Annotated in this window: 14 protein-coding genes; 7 read left to right on the top strand and 7 right to left on the bottom strand. The window is 75.1% G+C overall.

Annotated elements, in window-relative coordinates; translation table 11 throughout:
• Positions 1-100: 100 nt before the first annotated feature.
• From ACFQ8T_RS13620 to ACFQ8T_RS13610, 3 genes are read left to right on the top strand one after another with little or no spacing between them, the layout of a single operon-like run.
• Complete coding sequence (locus ACFQ8T_RS13620; protein ID WP_430547058.1) at positions 101-367, top strand: DUF4244 domain-containing protein; 267 nt, start codon at positions 101-103, stop codon at positions 365-367.
• Entirely contained in the window at positions 367-768 is a 402-nt protein-coding gene (locus ACFQ8T_RS13615) for a TadE family type IV pilus minor pilin (protein WP_430547057.1), read from the top strand. Before ACFQ8T_RS13620 ends, ACFQ8T_RS13615 begins: the two co-directional genes overlap by 1 nt.
• On the top strand, positions 765-1,247 hold the full coding sequence (locus tag ACFQ8T_RS13610) for an Rv3654c family TadE-like protein (protein WP_430547056.1): 483 nt from the start codon (positions 765-767) through the stop codon (positions 1,245-1,247). The genes ACFQ8T_RS13615 and ACFQ8T_RS13610 overlap by 4 nt, the downstream gene beginning before the upstream one ends.
• A 29-nt stretch (positions 1,248-1,276) precedes the next feature.
• On the opposite strand, the gene ACFQ8T_RS13605 is transcribed toward ACFQ8T_RS13610, so the two are convergent.
• Positions 1,277-2,146: an HpcH/HpaI aldolase/citrate lyase family protein gene (locus tag ACFQ8T_RS13605; RefSeq protein ID WP_429765942.1), complete on the bottom strand. Its 870-nt coding sequence runs from the start codon at positions 2,144-2,146 to the stop codon at positions 1,277-1,279.
• Positions 2,143-4,737, bottom strand: a complete 2,595-nt coding sequence (locus ACFQ8T_RS13600; protein WP_430547055.1) for a DEAD/DEAH box helicase — start codon at positions 4,735-4,737, stop codon at positions 2,143-2,145. Before ACFQ8T_RS13600 ends, ACFQ8T_RS13605 begins: the two co-directional genes overlap by 4 nt.
• Before the next feature lie 203 nt (positions 4,738-4,940).
• On the opposite strand from ACFQ8T_RS13600, the gene ACFQ8T_RS13595 reads away from it, so the two are divergent.
• Together ACFQ8T_RS13595 and ACFQ8T_RS13590 are read left to right on the top strand one after the other, a co-directional pair.
• The gene (locus ACFQ8T_RS13595; RefSeq protein WP_430547054.1) at positions 4,941-5,780 is read left to right on the top strand and encodes an LPXTG cell wall anchor domain-containing protein; all 840 of its coding nucleotides are present in this window, start codon (positions 4,941-4,943) and stop codon (positions 5,778-5,780) included.
• A gap of 154 nt (positions 5,781-5,934) precedes the next feature.
• Complete coding sequence (locus ACFQ8T_RS13590; protein ID WP_430547053.1) at positions 5,935-6,717, top strand: transglycosylase family protein; 783 nt, start codon at positions 5,935-5,937, stop codon at positions 6,715-6,717.
• 80 nt (positions 6,718-6,797) lie between these two features.
• Here ACFQ8T_RS13590 and ACFQ8T_RS13585 read toward each other — a convergent pair whose 3' ends face one another.
• From ACFQ8T_RS13585 to ACFQ8T_RS13570, 4 genes are read right to left on the bottom strand one after another with little or no spacing between them, the layout of a single operon-like run.
• Positions 6,798-8,105, bottom strand: a complete 1,308-nt coding sequence (locus tag ACFQ8T_RS13585) for a M18 family aminopeptidase (protein WP_430547052.1) — start codon at positions 8,103-8,105, stop codon at positions 6,798-6,800.
• A 28-nt stretch (positions 8,106-8,133) separates the two neighbouring features.
• Positions 8,134-9,051 carry a hypothetical protein gene (locus ACFQ8T_RS13580; protein WP_430547051.1) on the bottom strand — a complete coding sequence of 306 codons (918 nt, stop codon included), beginning with the start codon at positions 9,049-9,051 and terminating at the stop codon, positions 8,134-8,136.
• A complete protein-coding gene (locus ACFQ8T_RS13575; RefSeq protein WP_430547050.1) occupies positions 9,048-9,551 on the bottom strand; it encodes a hypothetical protein in 504 nt (167 codons plus the stop codon). Before ACFQ8T_RS13575 ends, ACFQ8T_RS13580 begins: the two co-directional genes overlap by 4 nt.
• Positions 9,548-10,141 carry a sigma-70 family RNA polymerase sigma factor gene (locus ACFQ8T_RS13570; RefSeq protein WP_430547049.1) on the bottom strand — a complete coding sequence of 198 codons (594 nt, stop codon included), beginning with the start codon at positions 10,139-10,141 and terminating at the stop codon, positions 9,548-9,550. Before ACFQ8T_RS13570 ends, ACFQ8T_RS13575 begins: the two co-directional genes overlap by 4 nt.
• 213 nt (positions 10,142-10,354) lie before the next feature.
• Between ACFQ8T_RS13570 and ACFQ8T_RS13565 the strand changes: the two genes are divergently transcribed.
• Positions 10,355-12,643: a sodium-translocating pyrophosphatase gene (locus tag ACFQ8T_RS13565; RefSeq protein WP_430547048.1), complete on the top strand. Its 2,289-nt coding sequence runs from the start codon at positions 10,355-10,357 to the stop codon at positions 12,641-12,643.
• Between the two features lie 89 nt (positions 12,644-12,732).
• Here ACFQ8T_RS13565 and ACFQ8T_RS13560 read toward each other — a convergent pair whose 3' ends face one another.
• On the bottom strand, positions 12,733-13,149 hold the full coding sequence (locus ACFQ8T_RS13560; protein ID WP_430547047.1) for a DUF664 domain-containing protein: 417 nt from the start codon (positions 13,147-13,149) through the stop codon (positions 12,733-12,735).
• A 348-nt stretch (positions 13,150-13,497) separates the two neighbouring features.
• On the opposite strand from ACFQ8T_RS13560, the gene ACFQ8T_RS13555 reads away from it, so the two are divergent.
• Positions 13,498-16,152 (top strand): M14 family zinc carboxypeptidase, encoded by a 2,655-nt coding sequence (locus ACFQ8T_RS13555; RefSeq protein WP_430547046.1) that lies wholly within the window; start codon positions 13,498-13,500, stop codon positions 16,150-16,152.
• Positions 16,153-16,187 lie beyond the last annotated feature (35 nt).

The raw sequence follows: 16,187 nt of genomic DNA, 5'->3' as shown, positions 1-16,187 counted from the left end.
CCCGCCCGGCCGGGTGGACGCGGCACGACCGGCCCGGACCGTCCGGCGCAGGTCGCGAGAAGGACACCCCAAGGAACGACCGAAGGAACACGGAGGAGCCATGACGAACGAGGACGACGGTCGCGTGACGGCCGAGAGCGAGCGCGAGCGAGGGGCGGCACCGGACGGTGGCGCGATCGCTGGTGCGGACCCGGGAGCCGGGTCGGAGCCCGCGCCCCTGGACCCGGAGGCCGGGCTGGCCACCGCGGAGTACGCCGTCGCCACCGTGGCGGCGGTCGGGTTCGCCGGCCTGCTCATCGCGGTGCTCAAGAGCGACACCGTCCGAGGCCTGCTGGAGACCATCATCAGCTCGGCGCTGTCCGTCTGATGCGCCCGCACCGCAGCAGGGGCGCCCGCACGACGCGGGCCCCCGGGGAACGGTCACGGGGGGCCGGGGGAGAGCGCGGCGCGGTCACGGCCGAGCTCGCCGTCGGGCTGCCGGTGGTGGTCCTCCTGCTGGTCGCGGTGCTCAGCCTCGCGGCCGCGTCCACGGCGCAGATGCGCGCCCTGGACGCGGCTCGGGCCGGGGCGCGCGCCTACGCCATCGGGGAGGACGACGCGGCGGCGCGCCAGGCCGTCGCGCAGGTCGGCGGCGACGACGCGGAGCTGACCGTCACCCGGGACGGCACGTGGGTGCGGGTCTCGGTGACCCGGCCGGTGGTGGGCGGGTGGTTCGCCGGCGCGCCCGTGCGGGCGTCCGGGGACGCGACGGCGTGGGTGGAGCCGTGAGCGCCGCGCGCGGCGGGGCGCACGAGTCCAGGCCGGACCTGCGCGAGAGCTCCGTGAGCCGGGAGCGGGGCGCGGGGACCGTCGTCGTGCTCGCGCTCGCGGCGGTGGTCGTGCTGCTCGCGCTGGCCGTCGGCGCGCTGGGCGCCGCGCAGCGGGCACGAGGGGCGGCCCAGGCCGCGGCGGACCTCGGCGCGCTCGCCGCCGCGACCGCATGGCGGCAGGGCGCCGACCCGTGCGCGACGGCGACCGAGGCCGTGCGCCGCAACGGCGGACAGGTGGTGGCCTGCGTCCCGGAGGACGGCGGCACCGTCGGCGTCCGGGCGACCCGCGCCGCGCTCGGCCCGGAGGCGGGGCCGTGGGCGGCGTCGCTCGGCGCCGCCGCCGCGCACGCCCGCGCGGGGCCACGGCCCGGCTCGGCCCCTGGGCCGGGTGGGCAGCCCGAGGTCGAGCCGCCACCCCGGGCCGAGCCGTCGCCGTGAGGCGCGCCCGGGCCGGACGGCGGTGGGGATCAGGAGGGGTTGACGTTGAACAGCGCGGCTCGCTCGCTGATCTTGCGGGCCCGGGCGAGGCGGGGCTTGTCCGAGCCGTCGCGGATCACGGAGCCCGACGCCTCGAAGTCGGCCAGGAAGTCGATCGCCCACGCGACGTCGGCGCTGGACGGGCTGAACGACTCGTTGATGACGGCCGGCGTCTCCAGGTCCAGGCAGAGCTTGCCGGTGAGGCCGAGGGCCACGCCGTCCGCCGACTGCTCGCGCAGCAGCGAGTGGCTCGTGCCGACGGTGGGGCCGTCGATCGGCCCGGGCAGGCCGCCGATCCGGCTGGCGGTGACGAGACGCGAGCGCGGGTACGCCATCGCGAGCGACTCGTTGGCGGTGCCGGTGTCGCGACGGTAGTCGCCGGAGCCGAACGCCAGGCGGAAGGCCCCGGGCGCCCGAGCGATGCTCACGGCGTCCTCGATGCCGAGCGCGGACTCGACCAGCGGGATCACCGGCACGCTGCCGCCGAGCCGCTGGGCCGTGTCGATCACCTGGTCGGGCGACTCGGTCTTGGCCAGCATGACGCCGCGCAGCCCCTTCGAGTCCCACAGGGCGCGGACGTCGTCGGCCCAGGCCTGCGAGCCGCGCTCGTTGATGCGGACCCAGGCGCGACCGCCCGCGGAGAACCAGTCGAGCACCTTCTGGCGGGCCTCGTCCTTGCGGCTGTCGTCGACCGCGTCCTCGCAGTCGAGGATCACCTGGTCGGCGCGGGAGAGCTGGGCGGCGTCGAACATGTCGTCGCGCAGGGCCGACAGCAGCAGCCAGGAGCGGGAGTTGGCTGGGTCGACGCGCGTGTCCTCGCGGGAACGGCGGCGTTCGGCGAGGTCGATCTCGGTAGTCACCTCACGATGGTAGGTTCCGCCGGCGCGTGGCTCAGCACGGCATCCAACAAGCGCAGGGCCGCGGACTTGTCGAGGGGCGCGTTGTCGCTGCCGCACTTGGGCGACTGGACGCACGCCGGGCAGCCCTCCGCGCAGGCGCACGCGGCGATCGCGTCCCGCGTGGCGCGCAGCCACCGGGCGCCCAGCTCGTACCCGCGCTCGGCGAATCCGGCGCCGCCCGGGTACGCGTCGTACACGAAGACGGTGGCCTCCCCGGTGTCGGGATGCACCTCGGTGGAGACGCCGCCCAGGTCCCACCGGTCGCACGTCGCCAGCAGCGGCAGCAGGCCGATCGAGGCGTGCTCGGCCGCGTGCAGGGCGCCCGGCGTCTCGTCGGGGGAGACGCCCGCCGCCCGCAGCACGAAGCCCGGCACCGACCACCACACGGCGGTCGTGGCGAGCGTGCGCGACGGCAGGTCGAGCGCCTCCGTGCCGAGCACCTGCATGTCCGGCAGCCGTCGGCGCTGGAAGCTCACCACCTGGCTCGTCACCTCCACCGGGCCGAGGCCCCACCGCACCGGGCCCCAGTCGCGACCCTCCACCGGCCGGTGCCCCTCCTCGTCGATCGCGATCTCCATGACCTCGTGCGACCAGGTGCCGTGCTCCACGTCCTTGCGCACCACGAGGGCCACGTGGTCGGCGAGGTCCAGGTGGTCCACGACGAACGTCGCGCCCTGGTGCACGTACACCGCGCCGTCGTGCACCTGCCCGTCCGCCGACCCGGCGTCCACGGTGCCGAGCATCCGGCCCGTCGTCGCCTCGACGACCCGTACCGGCCGCCCTCCGGAACCGCGCAGGTCAGCCATCGACGACGCGGGCTGCGCGTGCGTCCAGTACCAGCCCGACGGCCGGCGCCGCAGCGCGCCGCGCGCGACGAGCACGTCGAGCACCTCGCGCACCGCCCGCGGGTCGCCGAAGGCGGCGAGGTCCTCGGCGCGCAGCGGCACCTCCTGCGCGGCGGCGCAGAGCTGGGGCGCGAGCACGTGCGGGTTGGCCGGGTCGAAGACGGTGGCCTCGAGCGCGGCGTCGAACACCGCCTCCGGGTGGGTCACGAGATACGTGTCGAGCGGGTCCTCGCGCGCGACGAACGCCACCAGGCCCTCGGCGCCCGCGCGGCCGGCGCGCCCCGCCTGCTGCCAGAGGGACACGCGCGTCCCCGGCCACCCGGCCACGAGCACGGCGTCCAGACCGGAGATGTCGACGCCCAGCTCGAGCGCGTTGGTCGTGGCCAGGCCGCGCAGCTCGCCGGTGCGCAGCGCCTGCTCGAGCTCGCGACGTTCCTCCGGCAGGTACCCGCCCCGGTAGCTCGCCACCCGGGACTCCAGCCCCGCGGCCACCGGCCGCAGGTGGTCGCGCGCCTGCTGCGCCACCGACTCCGCCCCACGCCGCGACCGGGTGAACGCGAGCGTGCGCGCGCCGTGCGCCGTGAGGTCGGCGAGCAGGTCGGCCGCCTCGGCGGTGGCCGACCGGCGCGGGTGCTCCGCGGCGCCGCGGGTCGTGAGCACGGCCTCGGCCTCGTGCGCGGTGTGCGTCGCGTCGAGCGGGTCGGGCAGCGCCCAGGGGTCGTCGTCGTGCGTCGGCGTCTCCCCGGTGGCCCGTGACCGGTCGAACGCCGCCACCTCCGGCGGCTGCCACAGCGCGAAGGTGCGTCGTCCCGCCGGCGACGCGTCCGCCGTGACCGCGACGACCTCCTCGGGCGCCACCCCCACCAGCCGCGCCGTGCTCGCCGCGGGCTCCGCCGTCGTCGCGCTGGCCACCACGAACACCGGCGACCTGTCCGACCGTGAGCGCACCCCGGTGAGCTGTGCGTCCGACACGCCGGGGGGCGCCTCGCGGCTGTCAGACGCTCCGCTCACCCCGGTGAACTGTGCGTCCGACAGGGGGCGGTAGTGGGCGGCCAGCCGGGTGAGCCTCCGCAGCACCAGCGACACGTGCGCCCCGAAGACGCCGCGGTAGGCGTGCCCCTCGTCGACGACGACGTACCGCAGCCCGCGCAGCAGCCGCGCCCAGCGCCGGTGGCCGGGCAGCATCGAGAAGTGCAGGAAGTCGGGGTTCGTGAGCACCACGTCGGCGTGCTCCGTCACCCAGCGGCGTTCCTCCGTCGGGGTGTCGCCGTCGCAGGTCGCGACGCGAGGGCGGGGGCCGGGCATCTCCGCGACCAGCCGCTCCAGGCCGGCGAGCTGGTCGGCCGCCAGCGCCTTGGTGGGGGAGAGGTAGAGCACGGTGGCGGGCTCGGCACCGCGCACCGCCGTGAGCGCGGGCAGCCAGAACGCGAGGGACTTGCCCGAACCCGTCGACGTCGCGAGCGCGACGTGCCGCCCGGACCGGGCGGCGTCGGCGGCCTCGACCTGGTGCGCCCAGGGGCGGTCGACGCCGAGCGCGCGGTAGCCGTCGACCACGCCCGGGTCCGCCCAGGCCGGCCAGTCCGTCGTCACCCCGGCGCGCGCCGGGAAGGTGCGCACGTGCGTGAGCCGGTCCGCCCGCGCGCCGTGCGCGGTGAGCACGTCGAGCAGCGGGTGCTGCTCGGGCTCGAGGGCAGGGACGGCGGGCACGGCCGACAGTCTTGCACCGCGCGGAGGCCGTGGGTTCCGTGTGCGCGGAGGTTCCGCCGCGGGTGAAGTTTGTCCTGACATCGAGGTGAAATCCCCCGAAAGCGGTATTTCTTCGCACCGGCGATCTAGGATCTCTCGCGCTGCTGGCCCCTCCGTCTCCCGGAGCCGGGCCGCGCTCCCCGACGCCGACGAAGGACCCCTCGATGCGCCATGCCACCGTGACGGCGACCGCCGCTGCCCTCCTCCTGATCTCCGCCGGACCGGCCGCCGCGGGCGGCTCGGACGACGAGCCGCCCTACCAGGTCACCGCGGACGGGCTCACCCTGCCGGCGGGTGACGCCTTCCGGGACGGCGGACACGTCAACATCAGGTACACGACGCCGGAGGCGGGGGAGCAGGGCGCCGGCATCCACTTCGAGACCCTCAACCAGCGGCCCTCCGGGGCGTACGTCGGGAAGCAGTTCCTGCCGTGGTCCGCGCTGCTGGGTGAGGTCCCCGCCGAGCTGTGCATCACGTGGGTGCAGGTGGAGGGCTACAACGAGCACTTCGGCGAGGGCGGACAGGAGCCGGTGTGCGCCCCGACCACGGGGGCCGTCCCGGAGCCGTCCGGGTCTCCGGAGGCTTCGGCGCCCCCGGTGGAGACGCCGACCACGCCCGACGCCGAGGAGCCCGCCCTCGAGACCTCGTCCCCGACGACGCCCTCGGGGGAGGACACGACCGACGCCCCTGCCCCGGGCACCGAGAGCGTGACGCCGGACGCCGAGACCGGCGGCGGAACGCGGCCCTCGCCCGCGGACGAGCCCGCGGCGTCGCGCTCCGAGGCGCCGGTGTCGGACGACGTCGTCGGAGGCGGACCGCGGTCGGTCGCCGCCGACGCCTCGGAGCGGTCGGCCGCACCGGCGGCGGACGGCGACGCGACGGTCGCCACCGTCGAGGAGCTGCCGCGCACGGGTGCCGCCGTGGCGGGGCTGGTCGTCGCCGCGGCCGCGCTGCTCGGCGCGGGGGCGGCGCTGCTGCTCGTGCGCCGTCGACGGCGCGCCTGAGGCTCAGGTCGGGCATGTCGGGCCTGGCCTGAAGCGCGCGGAACCGGCGGGATATCGCGGTTCGGTACGGAATGGCGTCGGCATCCGGTGAAGAGGCTGTGACCATCCCCGCACCGGTTTTGTTATCCGATCGTGACATCGTTCCCTGGTACGCATGCCTCGATCCATCGCCCGTCGTTCCGTCGTGGCCGCGGTCGCCGGCGCGCTCGTCACCTCCGCCCTGGTGGTGCCGGCCGCGGCCTCCGCGAGCCCCGCCTCCGCGTCCGCCGTCACGCAGTCCGTGCGCACCGCCGCCGGCAGCGGTGGCGTCCGCTGGGTGAAGTGGAACAAGGCGCCGCTGACGAAGACCGCGTCCAGCCGGTCCCGGATCGTGGCCCGGCCCGACGACGGCACGCGGCTGCGCGTCCTCGACCGCGGCACGCACCGCCTCAAGGTGCGCACGCCCGCCGGCAGGGTCGGCTGGGTGTCGAAGAACGCCGTCACGGCGACCAGGCTCAAGGACGTGTCCGGCACCCGCTACACCACGGGGAAGGTCACGCTGACCAAGGACATCGGCTCGCGCTCGAAGAAGGTCAAGAAGGCGCGCCTCGGCACCAAGGTCACCGTCCTGGCCCGCACCATCGGCCGCGACAGCAACCGCGTCAAGGTGCGCGCGCCGGGCGGCAGGACGGGCTGGATCTCCACCAGCCGCATCTCGAAGCGGAACGTGTGGGGCCAGCTCGCGCGCTGCGAGTCCGGTGGCAACCCGCGCACCAACACGGGCAACGGGTTCTACGGCATGTACCAGTTCACCGGCCGCACCTGGCACGCCGTCGGCGGCAAGGGCCTGCCGCACCGCCACGGCAAGTCCGAGCAGACCAAGCGCGCGCAGATCCTGCAGGACCGTGCGGGCTGGGGCCAGTGGCCGCACTGCACCCGCAAGCTCGGCCTCCGCTGACCCTCCGGCGGCTGTGGGTGCGATCGTGGCCCTGTCTCATGACGAGACAGGGCCACGATCGCACCCACAGCGTGCGGTGGTCAGCCGGCCAGGACCGCCTGCATCGCCCGGGACAGGTACCAGGGGTCGACGACGGCGGTGAGCTCGCGCGCGGAGTGCATCGACAGAATGGCGGCGCCGACGTCGACGACGCGGATGCCGAGGCGCGTCGCGGTGATCGGCCCGGTCGTGGAGCCGCAGGGCACGGTGTTGTTCGAGACGAACTCCTGGCTGGGCACCCCGGCCGCGGCGCACGCGGCCTGCCAGCGGGCGGCCCCGTGCGCGTCCGTCGCGTAGCGCTGGTTGGCGTTGATCTTGAGGATCGGGCCGGCGCCCGCGTGCGGGTGGTTCGCCGGGTCGTGCCGCTCGGGGTAGTTCGGGTGCACCGCGTGCCCGACGTCGGACGACACGCACAGCGACGCGGCGAAGGCGCGGGCCCGCTCGTCCTCCGACGCGCCGAGCCCTGCCGACACCCGCCGCAGCACGTCCTCCAGGAACGGGCCGGCGGCGCCCGAGCGCGACCCGGACCCGATCTCCTCGTGGTCGAACGCCGCGACGACGCCGATCCCCGCGAGGTCCTCGGGCGCGACGGCGAGCAGCGCCGCGATCGCGGCGTGCGTCGAGAGCTGGTTGTCTAGGCGCGGCGACGCCCACAGCGCCTCGCCGATGCCGAACGCGCGCGGCGGCTGCGTCTCGGCCAGGACGACGTCGTAGCCGAGGACGTCCGCGGCGTCGACGCCGTCGCCGGCCGCCGCGGCGAGCTCCGCCAGCACGTCGGCCTGCGACACGTCGCCGAGCCCGACCACGGGCTGCGTGTGCCGCTGCTTGTCGAGCGTCAGCCCCTCGTTCGCGGACCGGTCCAGGTGGATCGCGAGCTGCGGGATGCGCGCGATCGGGCCGGTGCGCACCAGGTGCTCGACCGTGCCCCCGGAGCCGTCCGACGTCACCAGCCGTCCGGCGAGCTCCACCTCGCGGTCCAGCCACGAGTTGAGCAGCGGCCCGCCGTACACCTCGACGCCGGCCTGCACCCAGCCGTCCCGGCCGGTGGTCGGCCTCGGCTTGAGCTTGAACCCGGTGGAGTCGGTGTGCGTGCCGAGGATCGTGAACAGCGTCGTCGCGCCCGCCGTCGGCGGCACCGCGACGGCGATCACCGAGCCGTCGCGGACGACGACGTAGCGCCCGCCCGGCACGACGTCCCACGCGGCCGTCTCGTCCAGGCGCACGAAGCCGGCGTCCTCCGCGCGGCGGGCCACCTCCCGAGCGGCGTGGTACGACGACGGCGAGGCGGAGACGAACGCCCCCAGGTCCTCGGTGTGGGCGCGGGCGGCTGCGGGGACGACGTCGGGCATGACCGTCATCCTCCCACGCGGCCGGTCGTCAGTCGCCGCGCGGCGGCCCCACGTAGCCGTCGACGAACTGCGTCCACCGCCCGTCCCCGTCGATGGCCAGCCGCCATCCCAGGTACCCGGTCTGCTCGTCCGCGCTCATCTCCTCCGCCTCCCGCGGGGTGATCGCGCCCGCGTCGACGGCCTCCTGCCAGTCCTCGGGCGTCGACTGGCACGCGTCGAGGTTCACGCGCGGCCACGTGGACATCCGCTCGAGACCGTCGTCGGTCATCACCTGGACCGAGCAGGGCGTCGTCCCCGCCAGCAGCCGCGCGAGGATCGCGTACACGTCCTCGTCGCGCTCGGCGCCGGGCAGCTCGAGCAGCTCCCGGGGGGCCTGCCCACCCCAGTTGAGGTCGTGCCGGTCGGCCTCCTCGGCCAGCGCGATCAGGGTGTCGTCGTCGCACTCCAGGGCGGCGGTCAGCAGCGCGGACGCGGTGGTGCGACCCGGTTCGTCCACGTCGGTGAGGTCCGGAACCCCCGCGTCGATCCCGGCGGCGGAGCAGTCGTCGCTCCCCAGGACCTCGCCGGCCCGGTGGGACACGTGCGCGCCCTTCGCGTCGAGGTCGACGTCGACCCAGGACGGCGAGGCCATCACCGTCGCCTCGGTGAAACTGTCGCTCCAGGCCACGCCGTACGCGCGCACCTGGTAGTGCCCGTCGGGGAGCGGGTGGGGGTACGCGGTGCGGCCCTCTCTCGTGCCGTCCGGTGCGCAGGTCGTGGCCGGGGAGTCGGTGGCGAAGCGCTCCAGCGGGCCGGCGACGAGGTCGACCGGGATCTCGGTCTGGTCGGTGCCCAGGTCGACGACGCGCCCGTCCTGCGCCCAGACCAGGGTGGGGCCCACGAGCACCGCGTCGGCCGGAACCGTGTCGGCCACCTGGACCGAGGTCGTCATCACGATCGTGCTCACCCCGACCCCGTCCCGTCCTCCTGGGTCGCCCCTCCGAGGTCGGCGCCGCTCGGGACCACGGTCATGCGATAGGGGCCGGTCCGTTCCGGTGCGACGTCGTCGGCGGGCATGCCGCACGTCAGTCCGGTGCCCTCGAGCCAGCCCGGCTGGTACCCGGGCTGGATCAGGTCGGCGGCGCGCGCGCCGTCGGCCCGTGTGCCGTCGCCGGACGGCGAGGGCGACGGCGTCGGGCTGGTGGCGGGGCCGGGCAGGGGCTGCGGCGCGTCGGGCAGCAGCGCGGCGCCGCCCAGCACCAGCCCGGCGACGACCGTGAGCGCGGTGGCGCCGATGCCGGCCTGCTTGGCGGTGCGCCGGCGTCGTACCCGCCGCCGTACCGAGCCCAGTGCGCCGTCGAGGGCCGACGCCGACGCGCCCAGGCCGGCGAGCGCGTCCAGCTCGCGGCGCAGCGTCTCGTCGGTGCGGGCGTCCGCCCAGTCGTCCCGCGCGTGGTTCGTGCTCATCGTCCGGCCCTCCGTCCCGCCGTGGTGGTCGTGGTGCTCGAGGTGGCGCGCCCGGGGCCGTCGTCGGCCACGCGCAGCACGTCGCGCAGCGTCGTCGTCGCGTCGGCGAGGTAGCGCTTGACGGTGCCCTGCGCGAGGCCGAGGGCGTCGGCCACCTGCGGCACGGTGAGGTCCTCGAAGTAGCGCAGGACGACGCACGCCCGCTCGCGCGGGGCCAGGCGCCCCAGCGCGGCGGCGACGTCCGCCCGCGCCGTCGCGCCCGAGGCGGCGCCGCGCACGCGGTCGTCGGTGGCCACGAGCGGCCGCGCCGCCGCCCACCGCTTCGTGCGCCGGTGCTCGTCGAGAAAGAGGGTGAGGATCGCGCGCCGCACGTACGCCTCGCTCGTCCCGCCCGCGTCGAGCGGGTGCACGCCCGCCCCGCCCCGCGCCTCTCCGGAGCCCCGGCGGAGCCGCGCGAACACCTTGACCAGCGCGTCCTGGACCAGGTCCTCCGCGAGCCGTTGGTCCCCGCAGAGCACGTAGGCGTACCCGACCAGGGCACGGCCTCGCGCCCGTGCGAGCTCGGCGAGCTCGTCCTCCCAGCGACTCATCGTCCGACCACCAGTCCCTCCCGTGCCGTCCTCACCCGCTGGGACGGTCGGGGGACGGGAATCGTTGGGGTCAGGATTCCACGGTGGTTCGTGACGGCCGTCACATGTGGGTAGACTCCCCGGCATCCCGCCGTCAACGGCGACGGCGGGACCTTACCGACGGACGGTCACCGCCGTCCCCGCCGGGTCGAGGAAGCACGTCAAGGAGGACGGATGCTCACGTTCGGTTCCAGCAGCATCACGATCGTCGCGGTCATCGCCGTCATCGCGCTGGCCGCGCTCGTGTGTGCGGGCACCCTGCGGCGGCAGGTGCTCGCCGCCCCCGAGGGCACGCCAGGCATGCAGGAGATCGGGCGGGGCGTCCAGGAGGGGGCCTCCGCCTACCTCAACCGTCAGTTCCGCACGCTCGCGATCTTCGCCGTCGTGGTGTTCGCCCTGCTCTTCCTGCTGCCGGGCGACGGCGGGGTCCGCGTGGGCCGGTCGATCGCGTTCCTGTTCGGGGCCGCGTTCTCCGCGGCCATCGGGTACCTGGGCATGTGGCTCGCCGTGCGCGCCAACGTGCGGGTGGCCGCCGCCTCGACCCGTCCCGACGGGCGCGCGGAGGGTGCACGGATCGCGTTCCGCACCGGCGGCGTCGTGGGCATGTCCGTGGTCGGGCTCGGGCTGCTGGGGGCGGCGCTCGTCGTGCTCGTGTACCGCACGGAGGCGCCGGCGGTGCTGGAAGGCTTCGGCTTCGGCGCCGCTCTGCTGGCCATGTTCATGCGGGTCGGCGGCGGCATCTTCACCAAGGCGGCCGACGTCGGCGCGGACCTGGTCGGCAAGGTCGAGCAGGGCATCCCCGAGGACGACCCGCGCAACGCCGCCACCATCGCGGACAACGTGGGCGACAACGTCGGCGACTGCGCCGGCATGGCCGCCGACCTCTTCGAGTCGTACGCCGTCACCCTGGTCGCCGCCCTCATCCTCGGCAAGGCCGTCATGGGAGAGCAGGGCCTCGTCTTCCCGCTGATCGTCACCGCCGTCGGCGCGTTCGTCGCGCTGCTGGGCGTGCTCGTCACCCGCGTGCGGGGCAGCGAGAACGGCCTCAAGGCCATCAACCGCGGCTTCTACCTGTCGGCCGTCGTCGGGGCCCTGCTGGCCGCGGTCGCCGCGTTCGTCTACCTGCCGTCGTCGTTCGCCGACCTGTCCGGCACCGCCGAGCTCGGCGAGGTCACCGCCGACCCGCGCGTCGTCGCGTCGCTGGCCGTCATCATCGGCGTCGTGCTCGCCGGGATCATCCTGTGGATCACCGGCTACTTCACCGGCACGACGTCGAAGCCGACGCTGCACGTCGCGGCGACCTCGCGCACCGGTGCGGCCACCGTGGTGCTCTCCGGCATCGGGGTGGGCTTCGAGTCCGCCGTCTACACCGCGGGCGTCATCGCCGCCGCGATCTGCGGCGTCTTCCTGCTCGCCGGCGGCTCGCTCTGGCTGTCGCTCTTCCTCGTGGCGCTCGCGGGCTGCGGCCTGCTGACGACCGTCGGCGTCATCGTCGCGATGGACACCTTCGGGCCGGTGAGCGACAACGCGCAGGGCATCGCCGAGATGTCCGGCGACGTCGACGACGAGGCCGCGCAGATCCTCACGGACCTCGACGCGGTGGGCAACACGACCAAGGCCATCACCAAGGGCATCGCGATCGCGACGGCGGTGCTCGCCGCGACCGCGCTCTTCGGCTCGTACGCCGACGCCGTGTCGACGGCGCTGGGCGAGGTCGCGGAACGGGGTGCGGGCCTGGTCCCGGCGATGCTCAGCTTCGAGATCGTCTCGCCGGTGACGCTCGTGGGCGTGATCCTCGGCGCCGCCACCGTGTTCCTCTTCTCCGGCCTCGCCATCGACGCCGTGACCCGCGCGGCGGGCGCGATCGTCTTCGAGGTGCGCCGCCAGTTCCGCGAGCACCCCGGGATCATGACCTACGAGGAGCGGCCGGAGTACGGCCGCGTCGTGGACATCTGCACCCGCGACTCGCTGCGCGAGCTCGCCACCCCCGGCCTGCTGGCCGCGTTCGCACCGATCGCCGTCGGCTTCGGCCTCGGCGTGGGGCCGCTCGCCGGGTTCCTCGGGGGCGCGATCGGCGCCGGCGTCCTCATGGCCGTCTTCCTCGCCAACTCGGGCGGCGCCTGGGACAACGCGAAGAAGATCGTCGAGGACGGCGCCTACGGCGGCAAGGGCTCCGAGGCGCACGCCGCCACCGTCATCGGCGACACCGTCGGCGACCCGTTCAAGGACACCGCCGGCCCCGCGATCAACCCGCTCATCAAGGTGATGAACCTGGTGTCGGTGCTCATCGCGCCCGCCGTGGTGATGCTGAGCGTGCCGGCCGACGCGAACCAGGCGGTGCGCATCGTCATCGCCGTCGTCGCGGCGGGCATCGCCTTCGGCGCGGTCATCATGTCCCGCCTCCGCGCGGCCCGCGTGGACCGCGAGCAGGCGGACGAGGCGGCGAGCGTCCCCGCGAGGTAGACCGCACCCGGACGACGAGACGGAGAAGCTCGGGCTGGGCCGCACGTGGGGTGTGCGGCGCTCGCCCGAGCTTCTCCGTCTCGCGGGGGCTACTGCCCGGTGCGGCCGTCGATGCACTCCCGCAGCAGGTCGGCGTGCCCGGCGTGGCGGGCGTACTCCTCGACGAGGTGCTCGAGGATGTCGCGCACCGCCGAGGAGGTGCCGTCGAACGGGACGACCCGCCCCATGTCCGCGTCGGTCTGGGTCGCGAGCCACTCGTCGGCGGCCACCGTCTCGTGTCGCCAGGTGGCCCACGCCTCCGCGACGACGTCCGGGTCCGCGACGGCACCGTCGAAGTCCCAGTCCGGGCCGCCGTCGGCGACGTAGAGCTTCGGCAGGTCCATCGCGCCCTGCAGGACTCGCCGGGACCACGAGTGCTCCACCTTCGCCAGGTGCCGCACCAGCCCCAGCAGGTCGACGGCGGCACGGAGCGGCGGGCGAGCTGCTCGGCGTCGAGCCCCTCGCACTTCATCTCGATCGTGGCGCGGTAGGACCGCAGGTAGGACCAGTGGGTCTGCAGCTCGCCGACGGGGTCGGCCCACTGCTGGCGGGGGTCGTCCTCGGGGTCCACCCACAGGTCGGGGGACCGGCGTGCCTCGGGCGTGGAGGCGGGATCAGTCATGGCGCCATCCGACCCCTCCGGGGGAGACGTGCGCAAGCGGATAGTCCCCGTCGCCCGGCGTCCCCGGTGAACATCGTGTTTCCGGCCGTGCCGAAGCCCCCGGGTCACGACATGCTGGTCGGGGGTCGGCGCTCGGCGTCGGCCCCCGGGCGGGACGACGGAGTCCACGCCGACGACGACGAGAAGGAGACCCATGAAGCTCCCACGCACCGTCGCGGTGCTCGGCACCCTCACCCTCCTGGCGACGACGCTCGTCGGCACGGCCGCCGCCGACGACCGCCCGGACCGCCCGGGCCGCGGCCCTGAGCGGGACGCGCCCGCGGTCGGCGCGGCGTCGTTCGCCGAGCTCGCACGCACGGCACAGCGCTCCGGGCACGGAAACGGCCGCGGCGGCGGGACGACGGGCGGCGCGATCGACATGCCCCGCGCCTACCCGTCCCAGCCCGACCTGACCGTGTACCCGCCGGAGGACGACGACGCGACCGACCTCAACGGCACGATCAGCCACGCCGAGATCGCGCCGCGGCTGACGGCCCTCATGGCCTCGAGCGACCGGGTCTCGACCCAGGTGGTGGGGCGCTCCACGGCGGGCCGAGACCTGTACCTGGTGACCGTGACGGCACCGGAGTCCCGCCGCGAGACGGCGCAGCAGACCCGCTGGCGGGAGGAGATCCGCACCTCCCCGGAGCGGGCCGCGACCGACCGCCGCCTCGCCGAGGGCTACAAGACGCCGCTGTGGATCAGCGCCAACATCCACGGCAACGAGTGGGAGGGCACCGACGCCGCGATGCAGGTCATCGACGACCTGGCGACGTCGGACGACGCGGCCACCGCAGCCCTGCTCGAGGACCACCGGCTGTACTTCTCGCTGACACTCAACCCCGACGGGCGCACCCTCGGCACCCGGGCGACGAGCCTGAGCCTCGACGCCAACCGCGACATGATCACCGGGGCGACGCCCGAGTCGCGGTCCTTCGTCGCGACGGCGCAGGCGCTCCAGCCGCTCTACGCGGCCGACTTCCACGGGTACACCGACGTGCTGCAGGTGGAGCCGTGCGGCCCGCCGCACGGCGAGAACTACGAGTACGACCTGTTCATCCCCCACGGGTACGCGATCGCGCGCCAGGTCGAGGACGACGTGGTCGCGGCAGAGATCCCCGGGAACACCTACTACGACCCGGCCACGGACGAGGCGGTCGACGAGAACACCGGCTTCATCAAGATCCCGTACCGCGACACGCCGTCCGGCTGGGACGACTACCCGCCGATCTTCACCGCCCAGTACGCGGCCTTCCACGGTGCCACGACCAGCACCGTCGAGCTGCCGAAGGGTCGGACCGGGCCGGCCACCACGCCCGAGGACGCCGCCGTCAACACGGCGGTGGCGAAGCGGACGATGACCTCGATGATCGACTACGTGGCCGGCCACGACGACGCCATGCTGGCCGACCAGATCGAGGCGTTCCGCCGCGGCGCGGCCGGCGAGCCGAAGGACGCGCTGACGGTCGACGACGTGGCGGCCGTGCCCGGACCGGACGAGTGGAAGCAGCACTGGGACGTGGTCGACGACCAGGACCCGGTCGACCTGCCGCGCGCCTACGTGATCCCGGTCGGCGACGAGCAGCGCTCGGCCGCCGACGCCGAGGCGCTGGTGGACCAGCTCCTGTTCCACGGCGTGGAGGTGGGCACGCTGGCGCGCAGCACCCGCGTCGGCGGCACGACCTACCCGCGCGGGTCGTTCGTCGTCGACCTGCACCAGCCGCTGCGGGGCCTGGCGAACGCCCTGCTCGACCTGGGCACGGACATCTCGGCGAGGGTGCCGTCGATGTACGACATCTCGGCGTGGAGCCTGTCGTCCCTGTGGGGCGCGACGGTCGACAGTGTCGGGTCGACCACGGACCGGCCGGTCGGGAAGGTGGTGCCGCTGCGCGGCGAGCCGTCGGACGCGCGGGTGCCGCACGGGGCGCGCCACGTCGCGTTCGACGTCGCGGGGGTCGAGGACTACCGCGCGCTCAACGCGCTGCTGGAGGAGGACGTCCCGGTCTGGCTCCTGGACGACGGGCGCGCCGTCGTCGGCCGCGGGGACGGCCGGACGGTCCGCGAGGTCGCACGCGAGCACGACGTCCCCTTCGAGGCCGCGACCCGGCAGGAGCTGCGCCGGCTCGACGAGGCGGCGGAGCTCGACGACCTCACGGTCGCGTACGCCGGTACCCAGGACGACCTGCTGTCCCTGACCGAGCTCGGCTTCGACGACCTGGTCCGGGTGACGGCCGGCGGCATCGAGGCCGGCGCGGCCACCGGGACGACGGGGCTCGAGGACGCCGACGTCCTGTGGGTCGGGTCGGCGCTGACGCTGCCGGCCGGCGGCGCGGGCCGGGCGGCCGTGCAGGGCTGGGTGGACGACGGCGGCTCGGTCGTGGGCCGCACGGCGGCCGCGTTCGCCGTCGCCGAGACGTACGGGCTCGTGGAGGGCTCGGCGGTCACGGGCAACCGGTCGGGCAACGGGATCGTCGACGTCGACACCGCCGGTTCGTCGTTCCTGTCCGCGCACCCGCAGGACCAGGCGTTCGTCTACCCGGCGACCTGGTTCACCGACCTCGGCGAGGGCACCACGGCCGAGCAGTCCTACGACGCGGACCGGCCGTTCCTCGCCGGCCACTGGGCGCCGTCGGGCACGGGGTCCGGCGGCCCCGACGCGGCGGCGGGCCACGCGGCCGTGGTCTCGGGCGAGGCGGAGTCCGGCGCGCGGGCCGTCGTCTTCGGCACGTCGGTGTTCTTCCGCACCCACCCGAAGGGCGGTCTGGGCCAGGCCGCCCAGGCCCTCTTCTGGGCGGCCTCCGGCGACTGAGTCGCACCTGCCGCCCGGGCCGACGCCCGGGCGGC

This window comes from Isoptericola sp. NPDC056618 (genome assembly GCF_042792715.1).
Classification (GTDB): domain Bacteria; phylum Actinomycetota; class Actinomycetes; order Actinomycetales; family Cellulomonadaceae; genus Isoptericola; species Isoptericola nanjingensis.
Note: the sequence above shows the minus strand (reverse complement) of the source record. Positions and strands in the feature narration are given on the sequence as shown.

Excerpts from the sequence above, each read along its gene's own strand:
- ACFQ8T_RS13620 (WP_430547058.1), top strand. The coding sequence starts at position 101 with ATGACGAACGAGGACGACGGTCGCGTGACGGCCGAGAGCGAGCGCGAG.
- ACFQ8T_RS13615 (WP_430547057.1), top strand. The coding sequence starts at position 367 with ATGCGCCCGCACCGCAGCAGGGGCGCCCGCACGACGCGGGCCCCCGGG.
- ACFQ8T_RS13595 (WP_430547054.1), top strand. The coding sequence starts at position 4,941 with ATGCGCCATGCCACCGTGACGGCGACCGCCGCTGCCCTCCTCCTGATC.
- ACFQ8T_RS13590 (WP_430547053.1), top strand. The coding sequence starts at position 5,935 with ATGCCTCGATCCATCGCCCGTCGTTCCGTCGTGGCCGCGGTCGCCGGC.
- ACFQ8T_RS13585 (WP_430547052.1), bottom strand. The coding sequence starts at position 8,105 with ATGCCCGACGTCGTCCCCGCAGCCGCCCGCGCCCACACCGAGGACCTG.
- ACFQ8T_RS13575 (WP_430547050.1), bottom strand. The coding sequence starts at position 9,551 with ATGAGCACGAACCACGCGCGGGACGACTGGGCGGACGCCCGCACCGAC.
- ACFQ8T_RS13570 (WP_430547049.1), bottom strand. The coding sequence starts at position 10,141 with ATGAGTCGCTGGGAGGACGAGCTCGCCGAGCTCGCACGGGCGCGAGGC.
- ACFQ8T_RS13565 (WP_430547048.1), top strand. The coding sequence starts at position 10,355 with ATGCTCACGTTCGGTTCCAGCAGCATCACGATCGTCGCGGTCATCGCC.
- ACFQ8T_RS13555 (WP_430547046.1), top strand. The coding sequence starts at position 13,498 with ATGAAGCTCCCACGCACCGTCGCGGTGCTCGGCACCCTCACCCTCCTG.